The sequence below is a fragment of the Micromonospora saelicesensis genome, assembly GCF_900091575.1.
In the GTDB taxonomy this organism is placed as follows: domain Bacteria; phylum Actinomycetota; class Actinomycetes; order Mycobacteriales; family Micromonosporaceae; genus Micromonospora; species Micromonospora saelicesensis.
The window spans coordinates 794,244-811,966 of the sequence record NZ_FMCR01000001.1 but is presented as its reverse complement, the minus strand read 5'-3'; the positions used below and the strand labels follow the sequence as shown (position 1 = coordinate 811,966).

Genomic DNA, 17,723 nt, shown 5'->3' with positions numbered 1-17,723 from the left:
GTGCACTTGTCTCCGATTGCGAGGCTGTCTAGCGTCACCTCATGGCTGACTCATGGACCTTCGCCGTGGCGCGTGACGACCTCGGGCAGACCACGCTCGTCGATGGCTCCACCCCCGCCCTGGCCGACGGCGAGGCGCTGCTGCGCGTGGACCGCGTCGGCCTCACCGCCAACAACGTGACCTACGCGGTGCTCGGCGACTCGATGCGGTACTGGCAGTTCTTTCCGCCGGCGGCCCAGGGGCTCGGGCCGCAGTGGGGCCTGCCGCCGCTCTGGGGCTTCGCCGAGGTGGTCGCCTCGGCGGTGGCCGATGTCGAGGTGGGGCAACGGATCTACGGCTACCTCCCGCCCGCCGGTCACCTCGTGGTGCGGCCGGACCGGGTGGACGCGTCCGGGTTCCGCGAGGCGAGCCCGCACCGGGCCGAGTTGCCGTCGCCGTACAACGCGTACCGGTCGACCACCGGCGACCCCGCGTACCAGCGCGACCAGGAGGATCTGCTGATCCTGTTCCGCCCGCTGTTCTTCACCTCGTTCATGCTGGCCGACCAGGTTGTCGACAACGACTTCTACGGTGCCGAGGCGCTGCTGGTGTCGTCGGCGTCGAGCAAGACCGCGTACGCCGCCGCGTTCGAGCTGCACCGGCGCGGGCCGCGCCTGGTCGGTCTCACCTCACCGGGCAACCTGGAGTTCACCCGGTCGCTCGGCTGCTACGACGAGGTCGTGTCGTACGACGACATCGACACCCTCGACGTGGTCCCGACCGTCTACCTCGACCTGTCCGGCGCGCCGTCGACCCGCGCCGCCCTGCGTCGGCGCCTCGGCGACCGGCTCGTCCGTGACATCGCGGTCGGGCTCACCAACCAGACGCCGAATGCCGACGCCGCGGAGGAGGTGTTCTTCGCGCCGGTGCAGATGCGCAAGCGCAGCCACGACTGGGGCCGCGACGGCCTCGACCAGCGCTTCACCGAGGCCTGGCAACGTTTCGCCGCCGTGGTGAGCGGGTGGCTGGACGTTCGGGTGGGTGCCGGGCCGGCGGCGCTGCAACACGCCTGGCTCGATGTTCTCGCCGGTCGTACGCCGCCACGGGTGGGCCACGTCATCCAACTCTGAGCGGGGCTCAGGCGGCGATGTCCGGGCTGAGCTGGTGGCGCAGCGCGGCCAGCGAGCGGGTGATCAGCCGGGACACGTGCATCTGTGAGACGCCGATCCGGTCGGCGATCTGGGCCTGGGTCAGGTTGCCGTGGAAGCGCAGGCTCAGGATCTGGCGCTCGCGTGCCGGCAGCGTGGCGAGGGCCGGACCGAGGGCGACGCGGATCTCGACGAGGTCGAACGCGCGGTCGTCGTCGCCGAGGGTGTCCCCCAGCTCCCGGCTGCCGTCAGCCCCGGTCGGGGTGGACAGCGAGGTGGCCCGGTAGGCGCGCGCACCTTCCAGCCCTTCCAGGACGGTCTCCTCGGTCACGTCGAGGTAGGACGCGATGTCGGCGACGGTCGGCGAGCGGCCGAGGTTCTGAGTGAGGGCGCTGTTCGCCGCGCTGATCGACAGGCGCAGCTCCTGGAGGCGGCGGGGTACGCGCACCGCCCAGGTGCGATCCCGGAAGTACCGCTTGATCTCGCCGATGATGGTGGGAATGGCGTACCCGCTGAAGTCGACACCTCGGTCGTGGTCGAAGTTGTCCACGGCCTTGATGAGCCCGACGAAGGCGGTCTGGGCCAGGTCGTCGTCGGGTGCGCCGCGCCCGCCGTAGCGGCGCGCCAGGTGCCGGGCGAGCGGTAGCCACGCCTCGATGGCGCGGTCCCGCACTGCCGGGCGGCGGGGATCGTCCGCCGGGGTCGCCGCCAGGGCGGCGAGGAGGTCGTCCGGGCTCTGCTCGCTGGTCCGCTGATCGATGCCGGCGCTGGTGGCGTTGTCGACGATGGTGGCCATGTGGGTGGTCCTTCCCGCAGGCCCGTCGATCGAGTCGACCGGAAGAGTCTCCGAACCGGCTGCCGCCGGGGCGCACGTACGGGCGAAGGTGCGCTGTCGCAAGGCCACGAGCACGGGCCTCGCCACCGCGTCATGTCGTTCACTTGATGACCCGGACACTACCCGAAAGACCGACTATTTTCTAGCCGAAAGTATGAGGCTGGGCGTTTAGAGAGGGAGCGGGCGGGGATCAGCCGCGCTGGTCCGAGGCGTCGACAGTGGTCGCGGCCGGCTGGGCCGGTTCCACCGCGAACGGGTGGCGCAGTTGCCGCATGGCCTCCTCGCTGCTGTCGAAGGTCACCGCCGGTCCGTCCAGCACGTCACCGTGCGACGTGGCGAGGAACAGGGCGGGTCGGCCGTTGTCGTTCGATGTCATGCAGGGATCCTGTCTCTACGAAAGGGGTGCGTCTGGGGCCTCGGCAACGTCGGCCGTGCGACCTGGTGACGCTTCGGCGCACACGCTGGCGCCCGAATGCTGGTGTCCTGCGAACGGGCGAGCGCCCGGCGACACCGACACCCCGCACCATACCCGCCGCCGGCACCACGTATGCGCCGCCGGCGGACCCGCCTCGCTTGTGGCGAACCGGACGCCCGGGAATTCTGTAATCCCACCCGCTGCCGCAAGTCTCCGATCTTGAGGGCGGTCAGCACACCCAGCGTGGGCGCCGCGCGGATGAGCACCCAAGGAGTGAGACCCATGTCGTCAGCCGGTCGAGCACTGCCCGATGTCGGGTTGGTCGTCGCGGCCCGGCAGGGCGACCAGCGTGCTCTGGACGACGTCGTCGCGGCCTCGCTCCCGCTGGTCTACAACATCGTCGGGCGTGCGCTGCGCGGGCACGCCGACGTCGACGACGTGGTCCAGGAGACGTTGGTACGGGTGATCCGGTACCTGCCCGCGCTCAACGACCCGGCGGCATACCGGTCCTGGCTGGTGGCGATCGCCATCCGCCAGGTGCGTGACTGGGAGACGCGCCGCCGCGTCGCGCTCAACCGTGATGCCGGGCTGGACGCGATCCACAACGTGCCCGACCCGGCCTCCGACTTCGCGGGGATGACCATCCTCCGGCTCGGCCTCACCGACCAACGACGCGAGGTCGCCGAGGCGACCCGCTGGCTCGACCCGGACGACCAGGAACTGCTCTCCCTGTGGTGGCTGGAGGAGACCGGCGAGATCACCCGAAACGAGGTCGCCGACGCGCTCGGGTTGTCACCGGGGCACGTCGCGGTGCGGATCCACCGGATGAAGGAGCAGATCCAGAGCGCCCGTGGCGTCGTACGCGCGCTCCGCGCCCGCCCCGGCTGCCCGGACCTGGGCGCCGTGACCGCCGAGTGGGACGGCACCCCCAGCTCGCTGTGGCGCAAGCGACTGGCTCGACACGTCCGCGACTGCGCGTTCTGTGGACGGCTGGGCACCACCCTCCTGCCGATCGATCGGCTGCTCGCCGGTATGCCGTTGCTGCCGCTGCCGGCGGGTCTCGGCGCCCACCTGCCGAGCGCGTCCGCCCCGGCAGCCGCAACGCCGGCCGTCACGCCGCCCGGCCCGACGGCCGGACCCGCCGCCGGGCCGACCCCACCCGGCGCGGTCCCCACCGATACGGGCGGCGGCCCGAGCGTCGTCGACCTCGCGGTGAACCGACCCCGTGGCCTCGTGCCGTCCCTCGCCGCCGGTGTGGCCGCCGCCGTCCTGGCCATCACCATGGCGGTGGTGATCCTGCCGGACGATCCGTCCGCGCCCTCGTGGGCGGCGCCGCCGTCTGCCGCGCCCACCACCGTCGCCACCCCCAGCGTCGCTCCCTCGCCGAGCGCACGCCCCTCGTCGAAAGCTCCGGTCGCGCCGGCGGTCAGCTCCGCCCGCAAGGGCGTCGGGGTGTGGAACTTCGCCGGGGCGAGTCAGGCCTTGGCGAACTCCAAGGCCAGCTGGTACTACACCTGGGGCACCCAGCACCCGGGGATCAGCACGCCGCGCGGTGCGACGTTCGTGCCGATGATCCGCAGCGCGGAGAACGTCACCGCCGCGGAGCTGGCTCGGGCCAAGGCCGCCGGGCCGTACCTGCTCACCTTCAACGAGCCGGACCTGCCCGAGCAGGCGAACATGACAGTCGAGCAGGCGTTGGACCTGTGGCCGCAGCTGATGGAGACGGGCAGCAAACTGGGCAGCCCGGCGGTGGCCTGGGGCGGGCCGGACCCGCAGGGTTGGCTGGACAGGTTCATGACCGGCGCCCAGGCCCGCGGCCACCGGGTGGACTTCATCACGCTGCACTGGTTCGGCGCCGACTTCACGACCGCCACCGCGGTGGCCCAACTCCGGCAGTACCTCCAGGCCGTCTACCAGCGGTACCGCAAGCCGATCTGGCTGACCGAGTTCGCGCTGATCCGCTTCGCCGGGGGCGGTTCGCAGTTTCCCAGTCAGCAGCAGCAGGCGGCCTTCCTCACGGCGGCCACCGCCATGCTCGGCCAGCTCCCCTACCTGCAGCGCTACGCCTGGTTCGGGCTACCGGCCACGGACAAGGATCGGTCCGGGTTGTTCAGCGACGGGACCGAGGCGACAGTGGTCGGCCGCGCGTTCCAAGCTGCCCGCTGAGCGGGGCGATCGGATGGACGAGCAGATCATGGTGGAGCGCCGAGGGCTTCGCGTACGGGCCGGGCGGCTGGTCGGCGTCGTCGCGACACTGGTCGCAACGGCGGTGGCCGTCGGGTTCACCCAGGGTTGGGGCCGCACCAACCAGGAACCGGCAGCGTCGTCGGCAACAGCGTCGCCGGCCGCTGCGGTGCCGACCGCGCCGGTGGTGCTCAACGGCACCGACGACGCCTTCATCCAACTGCTGATCCCGATGTACGAGGGCGCGCTCGCGCTGATCGACCAGCTCGACACCCGCCCGGTGGATCCGTCGCTGCGAGCCCTCCTCGGCGAGGTCCGGAAGGCCCATCAGGCGGAGTTGCGGGACCTGCGTGGGCTCCTGGCCGCGGGCAACGTGCCAGAGCTGAACATCCACGAGGGGCATCAGATGCCCGGCATGGTCACCGAGGCCAGCCTCGCCGAGCTGCGTGCCGCGTCCGACGCGGAGGTGTCCTCCCGGGCGGCTGGCCTGATCCGGGCGCACCTCGCGCAGACCGTTGTGCTGTGCCGGGGCGAGCAGACCGCCGGGGGAAGCCCGGAGCTGAAGGCGCTCGCCGGCCGGATCCGGCAGGCTCGGGCCGCCGAGCTGAACACGCTGGACAACCGGCCCGACGCGCCCATCGCCGCACCGGGCGGCTGAGCATGCGGCCCAGAGGACCGGGCGATGCGGACGTCTGACCTGCACGCCGACGTACTCCCTCCGTTCCGGGCGTCCCGTCCCGCTCACCGTGCCGTCCCGACGGACGCCGTCCGCCCGGTGCGGCGCGCGACGCACCGGGCCCGCAGCGGGTCACCGCCCGAGGCGGTCGCTCCGGTGCCGGCGGCAGGTTGGCGCGGTGGCCACCGTCGCGCCGCCGGCCGGGCCGCCATCGTCGCCTCCGTTCTGACGGTCAGTCTCGGATGGCTGCTCGCGATCCTGGTCGCGCCGCACGTCACCCTGTCTCCGGGTGCGCGGATGGTCGCCCTCTTCTGCCACCTGACCTGCCTCGTGGTGGGCTTCGGTGCGGTGCTGACGGTGGACTGGTTCAGCCTCCGCTGGCTGCTGCGCCGGGAACCGCTCGGCACCGTGCTGACCGCCGCCCGCGGCGCGCACCTGCTCATCTGGCTGGGTCTGGTGGGTCTGCTCGCCAGTGGGGCCGCTCTCGGCCCGGACACGTCGTCCGGGCTGGTCTGGGTCAAGTTGCTCGCGGTGCTGGTGGTCGGCGTCAACGGGCTGTTCCTCGGCCGGGTCCGGGATCGACTCGTGGCCGTGCAGGGCCGCCCGCCCTGGTCCGCCCTGCTGCCCGGTGCCGCCGCCGCCACGATCTCGCAGCTCGCCTGGTGGACCGCGACCCTCGTCGGCTTCTGGAACGCCAACGGCTGACGGCCGCCGAACAGCTGACGGTCGCCGGCGAGCTGGTGATCAGGCCGGCGTCGGGTGCCTCTCGGCGAACCGGGCGCGGGTCAGGAACGCGAGCTGGGCCCGCTTGTCCGGCATCTCGATCTCGGAGTCGAAGGTGAAGCCCTCGATCTCCAGTCGGCGTAGGGCGAGGTGGTTGCGGACGTCCGGCTCCACCACGATCCGCTGTGCGGTCGGGTCGCGGAACAGGAAGCGGGCGACGGCCGGGCCGGCCGCGTTGGTGAGGCTGCGGGCGAGGCGTCGGTCGGGGCTGAGCAGCAGGTGCATCCCCACGTCACCGGGCTGGACGGGGTAGCGCTCGCCGACCGGGTCCGCCTCGGGCTGATAGCTCTGGAAGAGGCCGACCGGCTCCCCGTCGACCATGATCAGGTACGCGTGGTGCGTGGGCAGACTGTCCACAAAGGCGTAGATCTCGCGGACCTCTTCGAGGGTGTGCGAACCCATGCCCCAGAAGGAGTTGCGGGGCAGGGTCACCCAACCGTGCAGGAGCGCGGCGTCCCGGTCCGGGTCGACGGTCACCAACGACAGCTCGCCGAGACCGTCGATCTTCTCCTGGTACGTCATCGGGCGCTGTCCTCTGTTCCATCCGGGGCGCAACTTAGGTTAACCTCCCCTAACCAAGGATGACCTTACCTGGAGGGGTGCGTGAAACGGAACTGGGAGGCCCTGGTCCTCAAGGCCATGGGAGGGCGGGACTTTCAGTTGACCGTCCTGAGCACCGAGTCGATCGACGGGCACTACCAGCGGCTCCTCCTGGACGGGGGCGGCCTGCTGGAGACGTGCGGGGTGCACCCCACGATGTGGATCCGGCTGTGGTTCGACAACGACGGCCGGGCCCACCAGCGCGCGTACACGCTGGTGGACCCCGACCCGACCACCGGCCGATTCACCCTCGAATTCGCCATCCACGACGGGTGTGCGGCCCGCTGGGCCACCACGGCCAAGGTCGGCGACACCATCAGCGCGACAGTGCAGGGCAGCGCGTTCGAGCTGCCCGACCCCGCGCCCGAGCACCTCTACCTGGTCGGCGACGCGGCCTCGCTGCCCGCGGTGAACAGCCTGCTCGACGCCGGTGCGGACATCCCGGCGACGGTCTGGCTGGAGTACGCCCACGAGGGCGAGAAGGCGCTCGCTCTGCGGGCCCGGGCGCACCACGACGTCACCTGGGTGCCACGGCGCGACGAGGGTCAGCACCTCGTCGACACGGTCTGCGCGGCAGTGCCGACCAGCGGCGCGGGCCACTACTGGGTGGCCTGCGAGGCGGCCACCACCCGGGGCATCACCCGGCACCTCCGCAAGACGCTGGGCGTCGACAAGGAGCGGTTGACCTCCCTCGGCTACTGGAAAGCGGCATGAAGGGCCGGCTCGGCACCCTGACCGCGCTGTACGTCACCCAGTACCTCGGCGTCGGCTTCATCACCGTCGGGCTCACCGCCATCCTGCGCGACGGCGGCACGTCGCTGGACACGCTGGCGCTGTTGCAGATCGTCGGCCTGATCTGGCCCATCAAGTTCCTCTGGGCGCCGATCCTCGACCGGTACGGCTCACGGCACCGCGGCCACTACCGGTCCTGGCTGCTCGTGCTCCAGACCGCACTGGTGCTCGCTCTGCTGGCGCTGCTGCCGTTCGCCAGCCCGGCCGACGCACTCGGCCCGATCATCGCGATCTGCGCCGCGTACGTGTTCTTCTCGGCCACCCAGGACATCGCCGTGGACGCCGTCGCGGTCCGGATGCTGGCCGACTCGGCCCGGGGCACCGGCAACGGCATCCAGGTCGCCGCGAGCTACCTCGGCAACCTGCTCGGTGGTGGAGCCTGCGTCCTGGTCTACGACCAGTTCGGCTGGGTGCCGGCGATCGGCCTGCTGGCCGCGATGACGGCGGCCGGCCTGCTGGTGGTGTGGCGATTCCGGGAGCCTCCCCGTACCGATCGGGTGGAACGGGTCGGCGCCGCCTACCGGGCGTTGCTGTCGGTGTTCGGCCAGCCGGGCTGCCGGTGGTGGACCTTCGGTGTGGTGCCGCTGGTCTACGTCGGCGCGGGCATGGCGTACGCCCTGGTCACCCCGGCGCTGGTCGACGCCGGGTGGTCGTTGGGTCGGATCGGCGTCGTCACCGGCGTGGTGACCAGCGCCCCGGCCATCGTGGCGGGCCTGGTGGCGGGGCTCGGGATCGGGCGGTTCGGGCGCGGTGGCGTCTCGTGGTCGGCGGCGTGGCGCTCACTGTGTCGACGTTGCTGCTGCTGCCGCTGATGAACGGCCGCGCTCCGCTGGGCGGGACGGTCGCCGCGCTCTGCTGCTTCATGGTGGCCTACACCATCGCCAACGTCGTGCTCTACACGGTCAACATGGACTACTCCCGGCCCGACACCGGCGGCACCGACTTCACAGTGCTGTCGTCGTTCGGCCTGGTCTGCTCGTTCGTGGCGGCGTCCATCGGTCTCGCGGCGGCCGACCGGGTCGGCTATCCGGCGGTAGCGGTCGCGGCCATCGTGCTGGTGGCCGCCGGGGTCGTCCTCGGCCTCTCCCACCAGCGGCGATTCCCGCACCGGCCCGGCCCCGCCGTCGGCCCGACCGCCGAGCAGCCCACCGAGCAGTCCGCAGTGGACGGCGTCAAGGCGGTGGCGTGACCACCGTCCAGCCGGCCGCCGACACCGCGACATCGGCACGACTGCCACAGCGATGGCTCATCCTGGCCGTGCTGTGTGTCGCGCAACTGGTCGTGGTGTTGGACAACACGGTGCTGACCGTGGCGGTGCCGGTGCTCACCACCGAGTTGGGTGCCAGCACCGCCGAGGTGCAGTGGATGATCAACGCGTACGCGTTGGTGCTGTCCGGGTTGCTGCTCACCGCCGGTAGCGCCGCCGACCGGTACGGCCGCCGTCGGATGCTGCTCGCCGGCCTGGTCCTGTTCGGGGTCGGCTCGCTGGCCGCCGGTCTGGCCAGCACCAGCGGGCAGCTGATCGCCGCGCGGGCCGGGATGGGCGTCGGCGGCGCGTTGCTGGTCACCGCGACGCTCGCGGTGGCGATGCAGGTCTTCGACGCCGCCGAGCGGTCCCGGGCGATCGGCATCTGGGCCGCCACCAGCGCGTTGGGCTTCGCCATCGGGCCACCGATCGGCGGCACGATCCTCGCGCATCTGCCGTGGGGCGCGATCTTCCTGATGAACGTGCCGATCGTGCTGGTCTGCCTGCTCGTCGGTCGCGCGCTGGTCCCCGAGTCCCGCGGGCCGGCCGGCGGCCGACTCGACGTGCTCGGCGCCGTGCTCTCCACCGCCGGCCTGACCGCGGTCGTCTGGGCGATCATCTCCGGGCCGGAGCGCGGGTGGGCGTCGACCGAGGTGATCGGCGCGGCGGTTGTCGGCGTACTCCTGCTCGGGATCTTCGTGCGGTGGGAGCGACGGATCGCGCACCCGATGCTGGACATGCGCTTCTTCCGCGACCGGCGCTTCGTCGGTGCGATCTCCGGCGTCGTGCTGATCACGTTCGGCGCCACCGGCGCGCTGTTCCTGCTCACCCAGCACCTCCAGTTCGTCCGGGGTTATCCCGCCTGGGAGGCCGGTCTGCGGATGGCGCCCTTCGCGCTGTCCATCGTGCTGCTCAACGTCAGCGGCGTCGTCGCGAACGTGATCCGTCGGCTCGGCCTGGCGGTCGCCATCGCCGTGGGCATGACGCTGCTCGCGGCCGGACTCGCGCTGGTCACCCTCTTCCCGTCCGACGGGTACGGGGTGCTGCTGGTCGGGTTGCTCGTCATGGGTGTCGGTTGCGCGTTGGCCAATCCGGCCATCGTCGAGGCGGTGATGAGCGCGATCCCGGCGGCGAAGGCCGGCGCGGGCGCGGGTGTCGACGGCACCATGACCGAGGTCGGCAGCAGCCTCGGCATCGCGGTGCTGGGTGCCGTGCTGAACGCCCGGTTCGCGGCGCTGCTGCCGGCGGCCCTGGCCGGTGCCGGGTCGTTCCCCGCGGCTCTCGCCGCCGCCGGTGAAGGGGCCGAACGGGAGTCGGTGACTGTCGCCTTCGCCTCGGCGCTGGAGACGGGGCAGTTGGTGGGTGCGGCTGCGGTGTTGATCGGTGGCCTGGTTGCCGCCCTGTTGCTGCACCGGGCAGATCGCACCAAAACCGCCTAATAAGGGTAGGCTACCCTAATAGTCACATCGTGGTAGTCGACGGAGGCGGTATGCGGCTCTACCTGACCGCGCTCAACCCCACCGACGCCGTCCTGGACGGGTTCCTCCCGGCGGCGGCGTCGCTCGGGCTGTCGGCGACCGTGCTGACCGACCGGCCGGCCGAATGGCCGGCGGACGTGCCGGTGGCGCGCTGTGCGGTCCGCGACCCGGCCGCGGTGGTCGCGGCGGCGGCACCCGCCCGAGCGGTGGCGCTACTGTCCAACAGCGACCATCTCCAGGAGGCCACCGCGATCGCCGCCCGAAAGCTCGGCCTGCCCGGCAAGGACCCGGACGCCGCCCGTCTCTGCAAGGACAAGGCCGCGGCCCGCCGGGCGATCGCCGCTGCGGGCCTCGATCTGGTACGCACCGTCACCGTCGACCCCGGCGCAATGCCGGACGTGCCGACCGGGATGTTCCCGGCGGTGGTCAAACCTCGCGAGGGGGTGGCCAGTGAGGACGCGTACCTGGTGGCCGACCACGCCGAGCTTGTCGCCCGGGTCGCCGAGATCCGTGGTCGGCGGCCGGACGTGGCACTGGTGGTCGAGGAGTACCTCGCCGGCGAGCTGCGGACCTTCGAGACCCTCGGCGACGGCACCGAGTTGGCCTCCCTCGGCGGGTGGCGCACCGGCCTCGGTCCGCCGCCGACCTTCACCGAGGAAAGCCTCGCCTGGTCGCCCCCGGCGGAGCAGGCGCGCACCCAACTGTGGCCGCGGCTCGACGCCCTCGGGGTCGGCTTCGGCGCCTGCCACACCGAGTACGTCGTCTCCGACGGCCGGGTCCGGCTGATCGAGGTGAACTACCGACTCATCGGCGACCGGATGGACCTGATCCTCGCCGAACTCCTCGGTGTGCCCCTGTTCGAGTACGTCATCCGGTTGCACCTCGGCGAGCCGCTGTCCGCCCTCGGCCTGCCCGACACCGTCGACCGTTACGCCCAGGTCGAGTACGTCTGCGCGGACCGGTCCGGCCGTCTCGTCGCCGCACCGGGCCCCCTCGACACCGTCCACGGCGACGTCCGGCTGGGCTGCCGTCCGCTGCGCGAGGTGGGCCGCACTGCCGAGCACACCGGCACGAACCGCGACTACCTCGCCGTGTTGCACGGGATCGGCCCCGACGAGGGCACCGTCCGGCAGTCGCTGGCCGCCCTCCGCAGCGGCCTCCAGTGGACCATCGTCGAGTGAGCGACGACTGCGAGCGGGAGGTCTTCGCCCGGGTGCTCGACGCTCTGCTGCGCGAGGATCACCTCGGTCTGCTCAGCGCCGGCCGACCGGACGGACCCGACTGGTGGCAGGTGCCGCACCCCGCTGGCCTGCTGCGCATACCGGTCCGGGCGGACGGGTTCCAGCAGGCCCTGCGCAGCGCCGCGCCGATGGTGCTGCTGGTGACCCGCGCCGGCGACGTGCGGCGTACGGAGACGCTGGACGGACTGTTGACGCTGCTCGCCCCGCACGACAACGTCGAGGCCGAGGCCGGCTGGCGGGACTTCGGCGTCGAGTGCCACGCCGACCTGCGGGCCCGGCAGCTCGCCGCCCGTAACCGGGCACGGGTGCTCACCGAGGTGGCGGCCGAACGCGCGCTCGCCCCGACCGGCCTGCCGGCGGCGCTCCTGGACGACGTGCTCGCCGCCCACCACGGCCACCCCGTCTACCCCACCGACCGGTGCCGGCACGGTCTGCGCGACGACGAACTGCTCCGGTACGCCCCGGAGCACGCCCCACGTTTCGCACTGCGCTGGTACGCCGCCCCGGCCGACGACGTCCGACTCGCGGGCGAGCTGCCTGCGTGGTGGCCGCGCGCACCGCGACCGGATCAGCTGCTGCTGCCAGCGCATCCGATCACAGTGGCCCGCGACGCGCTCCCGGTGGTCGACCTGCCGGTGACCCTGGTGCGCCCCACCCTCTCCATGCGGACGGTGGCGCTCGACCACGACCCGTACCTGCATCTCAAACTGCCGCTGCCGACCGCGAGTCTCGGCGCGCGCAACCGCCGCACGCTGCAACCGGGCTCGCTCGCTGACGGCGCGGCCGTCGCCGCGCTGCTCGACCGGATCGCCGCCGCCGAACCCGGCTTCGCCGGTCGGATCCGGCACACCGACGAGAGCACCTGGGCGCACGTCGACGGCGACGAGCGGCGCGGTTTCCTGCTGCGCCGATTTCCGCGCGACCTGGCCGGCGTCCAGGTGGTGCCGGTCGCGGCCCTCGCCGCCGCCGACCCGGTGGCGGGCACGGTCCTCGAACGGATCAGCCCGCGCAACCCCGTCGCGCTGCTGGAGTCCTACCTGGACCTGCTGCTCGACTGGCACGTCTTCCTCTGGCTACGCCATGGGATCGCCCTGGAGGCGCACCCGCAGAACATCCACCTGCTGATGCACCCGGACGGCACTGTCGGCCTGCTCTACAAGGACAACGACGGCGCCCGGCTCGACAGGCGACACGACGGCCCGAACGGGCTCACAGTGCACGACGACCGGATGTGGGCGCGCGACCCGCACGAGTTGGCAGACGTGTTCATCACCATCACCCTGCACCTGGCCGCCGCCGCGCCCCTGGTCGCCCTGGCAGCCCGAGGTCTGCCCGTGCCGACACCCGCCGAGGCGCTGGTGCCCCGGCTCGCCGCCGCCCGCGACCGGTGGGGCGACGGACCGGCGGCGCGGACCTTCACCGAGTGGGTCCTGCACGCCACCCGGTTGCCCATCAAGGCGATGCTCACCGCCGGCACCCTGCTGCCCAAACAGCGGCTGGGCTGCGCCGACATCAACAAGTACTACCTGCGTACCGGCCCGAACTACCTGCGGGAGACACGATGACGAGCGCGCAGTTGCGCTCCCGGCCGGCCACCGGCACCGGTCAGCGCGCCGACCTGGCCGCCGCCCACGCCGTCTTCGGCTGCCTGCTGCGCGAACTGGCCCCGCCGGACGGCACGCCGACAGTGGTCGACGGCGCCGTACGGCTGCTGCTGCGGCACCTCGACGTCACGGTGCGCTGCGAGGTCGCGCGAGCCTCGCCGCTCGGCGCGCACCGCTACACCGGCCCGGTCCAACGCGGGACCACCGGCGGACGGTGGGAAGACCTCGACGCGGACGGGTTGGCGGCCCTGGTCGCGGCGGAACTCACCAGCCGTACCGGCCTGGACAACGACGAGTTCGCCCAGCAGGTCCGGGCCAGCCGGGACACAGTGGCGCGGCTGCTGGCCGACCGACCGGCCGAGGATCCGACCCCCACCGGTGAGCCCGCCATCGACGCGTACGTCGACTCCGAGCAGTCGCTGGTCTTCGGGCACCCACACCACCCCACCCCGAAGTGGCGCAGCGGTGACCCGGACAGTTGGCGGGCGTACGCGCCCGAGCTGCGCACCGCGTTCCGGCTGCACTGGCTGGCCGTACCGGACGACCTGATCGCCGACGCCGGGCCGTTCGATCCGCTGGTGGCCGCGCTCGACCCGCCACGGCCCCCGCGCGGGCACCGCGTCCTGCCGGTGCACCCCTGGCAGCTGTCGCTGATCCCGCCCACCCACCCACGGCTGCGCGATCTGGGGGCGGCCGGTGTGCCGGTACGACCCACGGCGAGCGTCCGTACCCTCTACGCCCCCGAGGCCGACCTGTTCGTGAAGACCAGCCTGCACGTACGGATCACCAACTGCCTGCGCAAGAACGCCCGCTACGAACTCACCGGCGCGGTGGCGCTGACCGACCTGCTGGCCCGGGTGCCGCTGCCGGACGGGGTGGGGCTGCTCGCCGAGCCCGCCTACCGCACTGTCGACGTCCCCGGCCCGGATGAGGCGTACGGAACGATCCTGCGCGACGGTCTGCGCCCGCACCTGCGTCCCGGCGACACTCCGGTGCTGGCGGCGGCGCTGGCCGCAACGCCGCTGGTGACACCGGATCCGGTGGCCTGGTGGCGCGCGTACGTCGGTCTGCTGGTGCCGGCGGTGCTGCGCAGCTGGCTCAGCCACGGCGTCGTGCACGAGGCGCACCTGCAGAACGTGGTCGTCGTGCTCGACCGGGATCACCGTCCGGTACGCATGCTGCTGCGCGACCTGGAGGGGGTGAAGCTGGACGCCGATCGGTGGGGCACCTGGCCGGACGGCGTCCCGGCGCAGGTCCGCTACGGTCCCCGGGCCGCCCACCGCCGGATCGTCTACTGCCTGTTCGTCAACCACCTCGGTGGGATCAGCGGGGCCCTCGCCGACGCGCGGCCGGGAATCGAACGGCGGCTGTGGCAGGAGTTGCGCGCCGTCGTCGAGGCGGTGGCCGCCGACCTCGGTGAGCCGGCGGAGCTGCGCGCGCTGCTGACCGGGGAGCCGCTGCTGGCCAAGGCGAACCTGCTGGTCCGGTGGCGGCGCGACGCCGACCGGTCCGCACCGTTCGTGCCGGTGCCGAACCCGATGGGTGGGCCACGATGACCCGACCGGTCTACGTCCACGACCTCGACGCGCTGGCCGGGCAGGCTCGAGCCATCCGGGCGGCGCTGCCCCAGCCGGTCGAGCTGCTGTACGCGGTCAAGGCGAACCCGGATGCCGGTGTGCTGCGCACCCTCGCCCCGATCGTCGACGGGTTCGAGGCCGCCAGCCGGGGTGAGCTGCGCAGGCTGGCCGAGGTGCTGCCGGGGCGGGCGCCGGCGGCGTACGCCGGGCCGGGCAAGACCGACGCGGACCTCGCCGCAGCTCTCGCCGCCGGGGTGCACCGCATCCACGTCGAGTCACCCAGCGAGCTGGCGCGACTCGGTGCGCTGGCCACCGCGGCGGGCCGGTCGGCCCAGGTGCTGCTGCGGGTGAACCTGCCGGTCGACGCGCCGGGCGCGAGCCTGGTCATGGGCGGTGGACCCAGCCCGTTCGGCATGGATCCGGCCGACGCTGTCGCGTGCGCCCGCCGCCCGCCGGCCGGCATCGACGTACGCGGAATCCACGCCCACCTGGCCAGCGGACTGGACGCACCGCTCGCCGCGACGGTCGCCGCCGCCGTGGTCGGCTGGGCCGCGGTCGAGGTCGACGCGGCCGAGGTCGACGTCGGCGGCGGCATGACCGTCGACTACACCGACCCGGACGCGCGGTTCGACTGGGAGGGCTACGGCCAGGCCCTGGCGGACGTCCTCGACAGGCACCCGGGCGTGCGGCTGCGCATCGAGCCGGGCCGGTCGGTCACCGCCTACTGCGGTGCGTACCTCACCGAGGTCGTCGACGTGAAGCGCTCCTACGGCGAGTGGTTCGTGGTGGTGGCCGGTGGGACGCACCACCTGCGGACTCCCGCGGCGAAGGGGCACGCGCAGCCGTTCACCGTGCACCAGCGACACGGTGCCGGCGGCCCCCGCACCGACGGCGGGCCGGTCACCGTGGTCGGGCAACTCTGCACCCCGAAGGACGTGCTGTCCCGGTCGGCCACCGCGGGGCCGATCGGCGTGGGTGACGTGCTGGCCTTCGCCATGGCCGGGGCGTACGCCTGGAACATCAGCCACCGTGACTTCCTGCTGCACGAGCCCCCGCATTTTCGCACCGGTGACCTGCGCAAAGTGGCCGCCGAGTGGGCGGCCCGACCGCTCGGGACGTGAGCCCGAGAGGCTCGATCGGCTCGGCGTGTTATCGATAACATGCTATCTTTCCCCCGGGAGTGAAGGGCACGCTCCCGGTCACCCGAGCCAGCCGGCGAAGACGCGCCGAGGGGCCCGCCCCCTCCCGCCGCCTTCCCGTTCGGTGACCAGTCCGGGCCCCCGTCGATGCCAGGCGACCAAGGTTGGTCGTCGAACGGCAAGGAGCCCAAGCAATGCTCAGACATAGGTTCTTCCTCCCATCCATCGCGGCCGCGGCGCTTCTCCTCGCGGCCACCACCGGCGGCGCGTTGAGCGGCGGCTTCGGTGCGACGGCGGTGGCCGCCACCAACGGCACCCTCGCGGCGACCGCCGGCTGCGGCAAGGCCCCCACACTCGCCAGCGGGACGCGGACGATTCAGAGCAGCGGACAGAGTCGTACGTACAACCTGCGGATCCCGGACGGGTACGACCGGAACCGCCCCTACCGGCTGATTTTCGGCTTCCACTGGTTGAACGGCTCGGCCAACAACGTCACCTCGGCCGGTTACTACGGGCTCCAGCCGCTGTCGAACAACAGCACGATCTTCGTTGCTCCGCAGGGTCTCAACGCCGGCTGGGCCAACACCAACGGTCGGGACCTGACCCTCTTCGACGACATCTCCCGGCAGATCGAGAACGACCTGTGCGTCGACACCACCCAGCGCTTCGCCCTGGGCTGGAGCTACGGCGGGGCGATGAGCTACGCGGTGGCCTGTGCCCGGCCCACTGTCATCCGCGCGGTCACCGTCATATCCGGTGCCAACCTCAGCGGATGCAACGGGGGCACGCAGCCGGTCGCCTACTTCGGCATCCACGGCATCTACGACAGCGTGCTGAACATTTCCCAGGGTCGGCAACTGCGCGACACGTTCGTGCGAAACAACGGCTGCACCGCGCAGAGCCCGCGTGAGCCGAGCCGGGGCAGTCTGACCCACATCACCACCGCCTACTCGGGTTGCCGGGCCGGCTACCCGGTGCAGTGGGCGGCGTTCGACGGGGACCACACCCCCAGTCCGGTGGACGGGTCGGGCAGCCCCAACGACTCGCGGACCTGGACCTCGGCTGAGATCTGGCGGTTCTTCAGCCAGTTCGAGTCGACCACGCCGCCGACGACCCCACCGCCGACCGACCCGCCGCCCACCGACCCGCCGCCGACCACCCCGCCGCCGACCGGGGAGCCCGGCACCTGCGCCGCCACCTACCGGACCATCAACACCTGGCCCGGCGGCTTCCAGGCTGAGGTGACAGTGGCCAACAACTCCACCGCGCCCCTGAACGGCTGGACGGTGGGCCTGACCCTGGCCAGTGGCCAGGCCATCAGCAGCCTCTGGAGCGGCACCAACACGGGCACCACCGGCAGCGTCACCGTCAGGAACGCCGCCTACAACGGCACAGTTGGCCCGAGCGCCTCAACCACCTTCGGGTTCACCGCCACGGGCAACGGTGCCACCGCACCCAGCAACGTCACCTGCACCAGCCCCTGACCGGGGCAGGGTGAGGGCCCGGAGCCAACTGGCTCCGGGCCCGCGGGTGACACCACTGGCGGCGGTTGCCGCCGGCGCCACCGGCTGCACGCTGCGCTCAGGCTTCGCTCTCCAGCAGGTCGCGAAGGGTGTCGAGGGCGGCGATCTCCTCCTCGAACGTCTTGCCGACGACCGGGCCGAGGAAGCGCGACAGCCCGCTCGGCTGCCACGCCAGCTTCAGCGTGAGTCGGGTCCCGCCGCCGTCGGCCGGGGTGAGCGTGTATTCGCCCTGGGTACGTACCACGCTGCCGGTTGCCTGGAACGCCAGACGTCGACCCGGCTCGAACCCGGTCACCTCGTAGTCGGCCGGGATGCGGCTCCCACCGGGGCCCTTGAGCCCCTGTTTGTAGCGAGCGCCGACCCCCTCGCCGGAGACGCGCGCGACGTCGAGCACGTTGGGACGCCAGCGCGCGTCGTTCTCGCCACGGGCGAGAAAGGCGAAGACGACCTCAGGAGTCCGTCCGATCTGCACAGTCTTCTCTGCCGAGGGCACAAGAAACCTT

17 protein-coding genes are annotated in these 17,723 nt (G+C 72.3%); 13 read left to right on the top strand and 4 right to left on the bottom strand.

Features of this window, described 5'->3' with window-relative positions; translation table 11 throughout:
• Window positions 1-41: 41 nt before the first annotated feature.
• Complete coding sequence (locus GA0070561_RS03860; RefSeq protein WP_091394997.1) at window positions 42-1,109, top strand: DUF2855 family protein; 1,068 nt, start codon at window positions 42-44, stop codon at window positions 1,107-1,109.
• A 7-nt stretch (window positions 1,110-1,116) separates the two neighbouring features.
• Here the strand turns inward: GA0070561_RS03860 and GA0070561_RS03855 are convergent, their stop codons facing one another.
• Both GA0070561_RS03855 and GA0070561_RS03850 read right to left on the bottom strand, forming a co-directional pair.
• Window positions 1,117-1,923, bottom strand: coding sequence for a SigB/SigF/SigG family RNA polymerase sigma factor (locus GA0070561_RS03855; protein WP_091394996.1), 807 nt, complete (start codon window positions 1,921-1,923; stop codon window positions 1,117-1,119).
• A gap of 229 nt (window positions 1,924-2,152) precedes the next feature.
• Window positions 2,153-2,338 carry a hypothetical protein gene (locus GA0070561_RS03850; protein WP_091394994.1) on the bottom strand — a complete coding sequence of 62 codons (186 nt, stop codon included), beginning with the start codon at window positions 2,336-2,338 and terminating at the stop codon, window positions 2,153-2,155.
• A gap of 321 nt (window positions 2,339-2,659) precedes the next feature.
• Between GA0070561_RS03850 and GA0070561_RS03845 the strand changes: the two genes are divergently transcribed.
• Genes GA0070561_RS03845 through GA0070561_RS03835 form a run of 3 tightly spaced genes read left to right on the top strand, consistent with a single transcriptional unit; the run spans window position 2,660 to window position 5,942 of the window.
• Entirely contained in the window at window positions 2,660-4,543 is a 1,884-nt protein-coding gene (locus tag GA0070561_RS03845) for a sigma-70 family RNA polymerase sigma factor (RefSeq protein WP_091394992.1), read from the top strand.
• A 13-nt stretch (window positions 4,544-4,556) separates the two neighbouring features.
• Entirely contained in the window at window positions 4,557-5,219 is a 663-nt protein-coding gene (locus GA0070561_RS03840; RefSeq protein ID WP_244166050.1) for a DUF305 domain-containing protein, read from the top strand.
• A gap of 24 nt (window positions 5,220-5,243) precedes the next feature.
• A complete protein-coding gene (locus GA0070561_RS03835; RefSeq protein ID WP_091394990.1) occupies window positions 5,244-5,942 on the top strand; it encodes a hypothetical protein in 699 nt (232 codons plus the stop codon).
• Window positions 5,943-5,981: 39 nt separating this feature from the next.
• On the opposite strand, the gene GA0070561_RS03830 is transcribed toward GA0070561_RS03835, so the two are convergent.
• On the bottom strand, window positions 5,982-6,542 hold the full coding sequence (locus GA0070561_RS03830) for a GNAT family N-acetyltransferase (protein ID WP_091394988.1): 561 nt from the start codon (window positions 6,540-6,542) through the stop codon (window positions 5,982-5,984).
• Window positions 6,543-6,623: 81 nt separating this feature from the next.
• Between GA0070561_RS03830 and GA0070561_RS03825 the strand changes: the two genes are divergently transcribed.
• The 9 genes from GA0070561_RS03825 (at window position 6,624) to GA0070561_RS03790 (ending at window position 17,181) form a co-directional block, all read left to right on the top strand.
• Window positions 6,624-7,334: a siderophore-interacting protein gene (locus GA0070561_RS03825; protein WP_091394987.1), complete on the top strand. Its 711-nt coding sequence runs from the start codon at window positions 6,624-6,626 to the stop codon at window positions 7,332-7,334.
• Window positions 7,331-8,224: an MFS transporter gene (locus GA0070561_RS03820; RefSeq protein WP_244166049.1), complete on the top strand. Its 894-nt coding sequence runs from the start codon at window positions 7,331-7,333 to the stop codon at window positions 8,222-8,224. Before GA0070561_RS03825 ends, GA0070561_RS03820 begins: the two co-directional genes overlap by 4 nt.
• Window positions 8,185-8,601: a hypothetical protein gene (locus GA0070561_RS34050; RefSeq protein WP_244166048.1), complete on the top strand. Its 417-nt coding sequence runs from the start codon at window positions 8,185-8,187 to the stop codon at window positions 8,599-8,601. The genes GA0070561_RS03820 and GA0070561_RS34050 overlap by 40 nt, the downstream gene beginning before the upstream one ends.
• On the top strand, window positions 8,598-10,097 hold the full coding sequence (locus GA0070561_RS03815; protein WP_112626196.1) for an MFS transporter: 1,500 nt from the start codon (window positions 8,598-8,600) through the stop codon (window positions 10,095-10,097). The genes GA0070561_RS34050 and GA0070561_RS03815 overlap by 4 nt, the downstream gene beginning before the upstream one ends.
• A 50-nt stretch (window positions 10,098-10,147) precedes the next feature.
• Window positions 10,148-11,317, top strand: coding sequence for an ATP-grasp domain-containing protein (locus tag GA0070561_RS03810; RefSeq protein WP_091394985.1), 1,170 nt, complete (start codon window positions 10,148-10,150; stop codon window positions 11,315-11,317).
• Window positions 11,314-12,942, top strand: coding sequence for an IucA/IucC family protein (locus GA0070561_RS03805; RefSeq protein ID WP_091394983.1), 1,629 nt, complete (start codon window positions 11,314-11,316; stop codon window positions 12,940-12,942). Before GA0070561_RS03810 ends, GA0070561_RS03805 begins: the two co-directional genes overlap by 4 nt.
• Complete coding sequence (locus GA0070561_RS03800; protein ID WP_091394981.1) at window positions 12,939-14,537, top strand: IucA/IucC family protein; 1,599 nt, start codon at window positions 12,939-12,941, stop codon at window positions 14,535-14,537. The genes GA0070561_RS03805 and GA0070561_RS03800 overlap by 4 nt, the downstream gene beginning before the upstream one ends.
• Entirely contained in the window at window positions 14,534-15,679 is a 1,146-nt protein-coding gene (locus GA0070561_RS03795) for an alanine racemase (protein WP_091397321.1), read from the top strand. The genes GA0070561_RS03800 and GA0070561_RS03795 overlap by 4 nt, the downstream gene beginning before the upstream one ends.
• Before the next feature lie 212 nt (window positions 15,680-15,891).
• Window positions 15,892-17,181: a CE1 family esterase gene (locus tag GA0070561_RS03790; protein WP_091394978.1), complete on the top strand. Its 1,290-nt coding sequence runs from the start codon at window positions 15,892-15,894 to the stop codon at window positions 17,179-17,181.
• A gap of 97 nt (window positions 17,182-17,278) precedes the next feature.
• On the opposite strand, the gene GA0070561_RS03785 is transcribed toward GA0070561_RS03790, so the two are convergent.
• A complete protein-coding gene (locus GA0070561_RS03785; RefSeq protein ID WP_091394975.1) occupies window positions 17,279-17,713 on the bottom strand; it encodes an SRPBCC family protein in 435 nt (144 codons plus the stop codon).
• Window positions 17,714-17,723 lie beyond the last annotated feature (10 nt).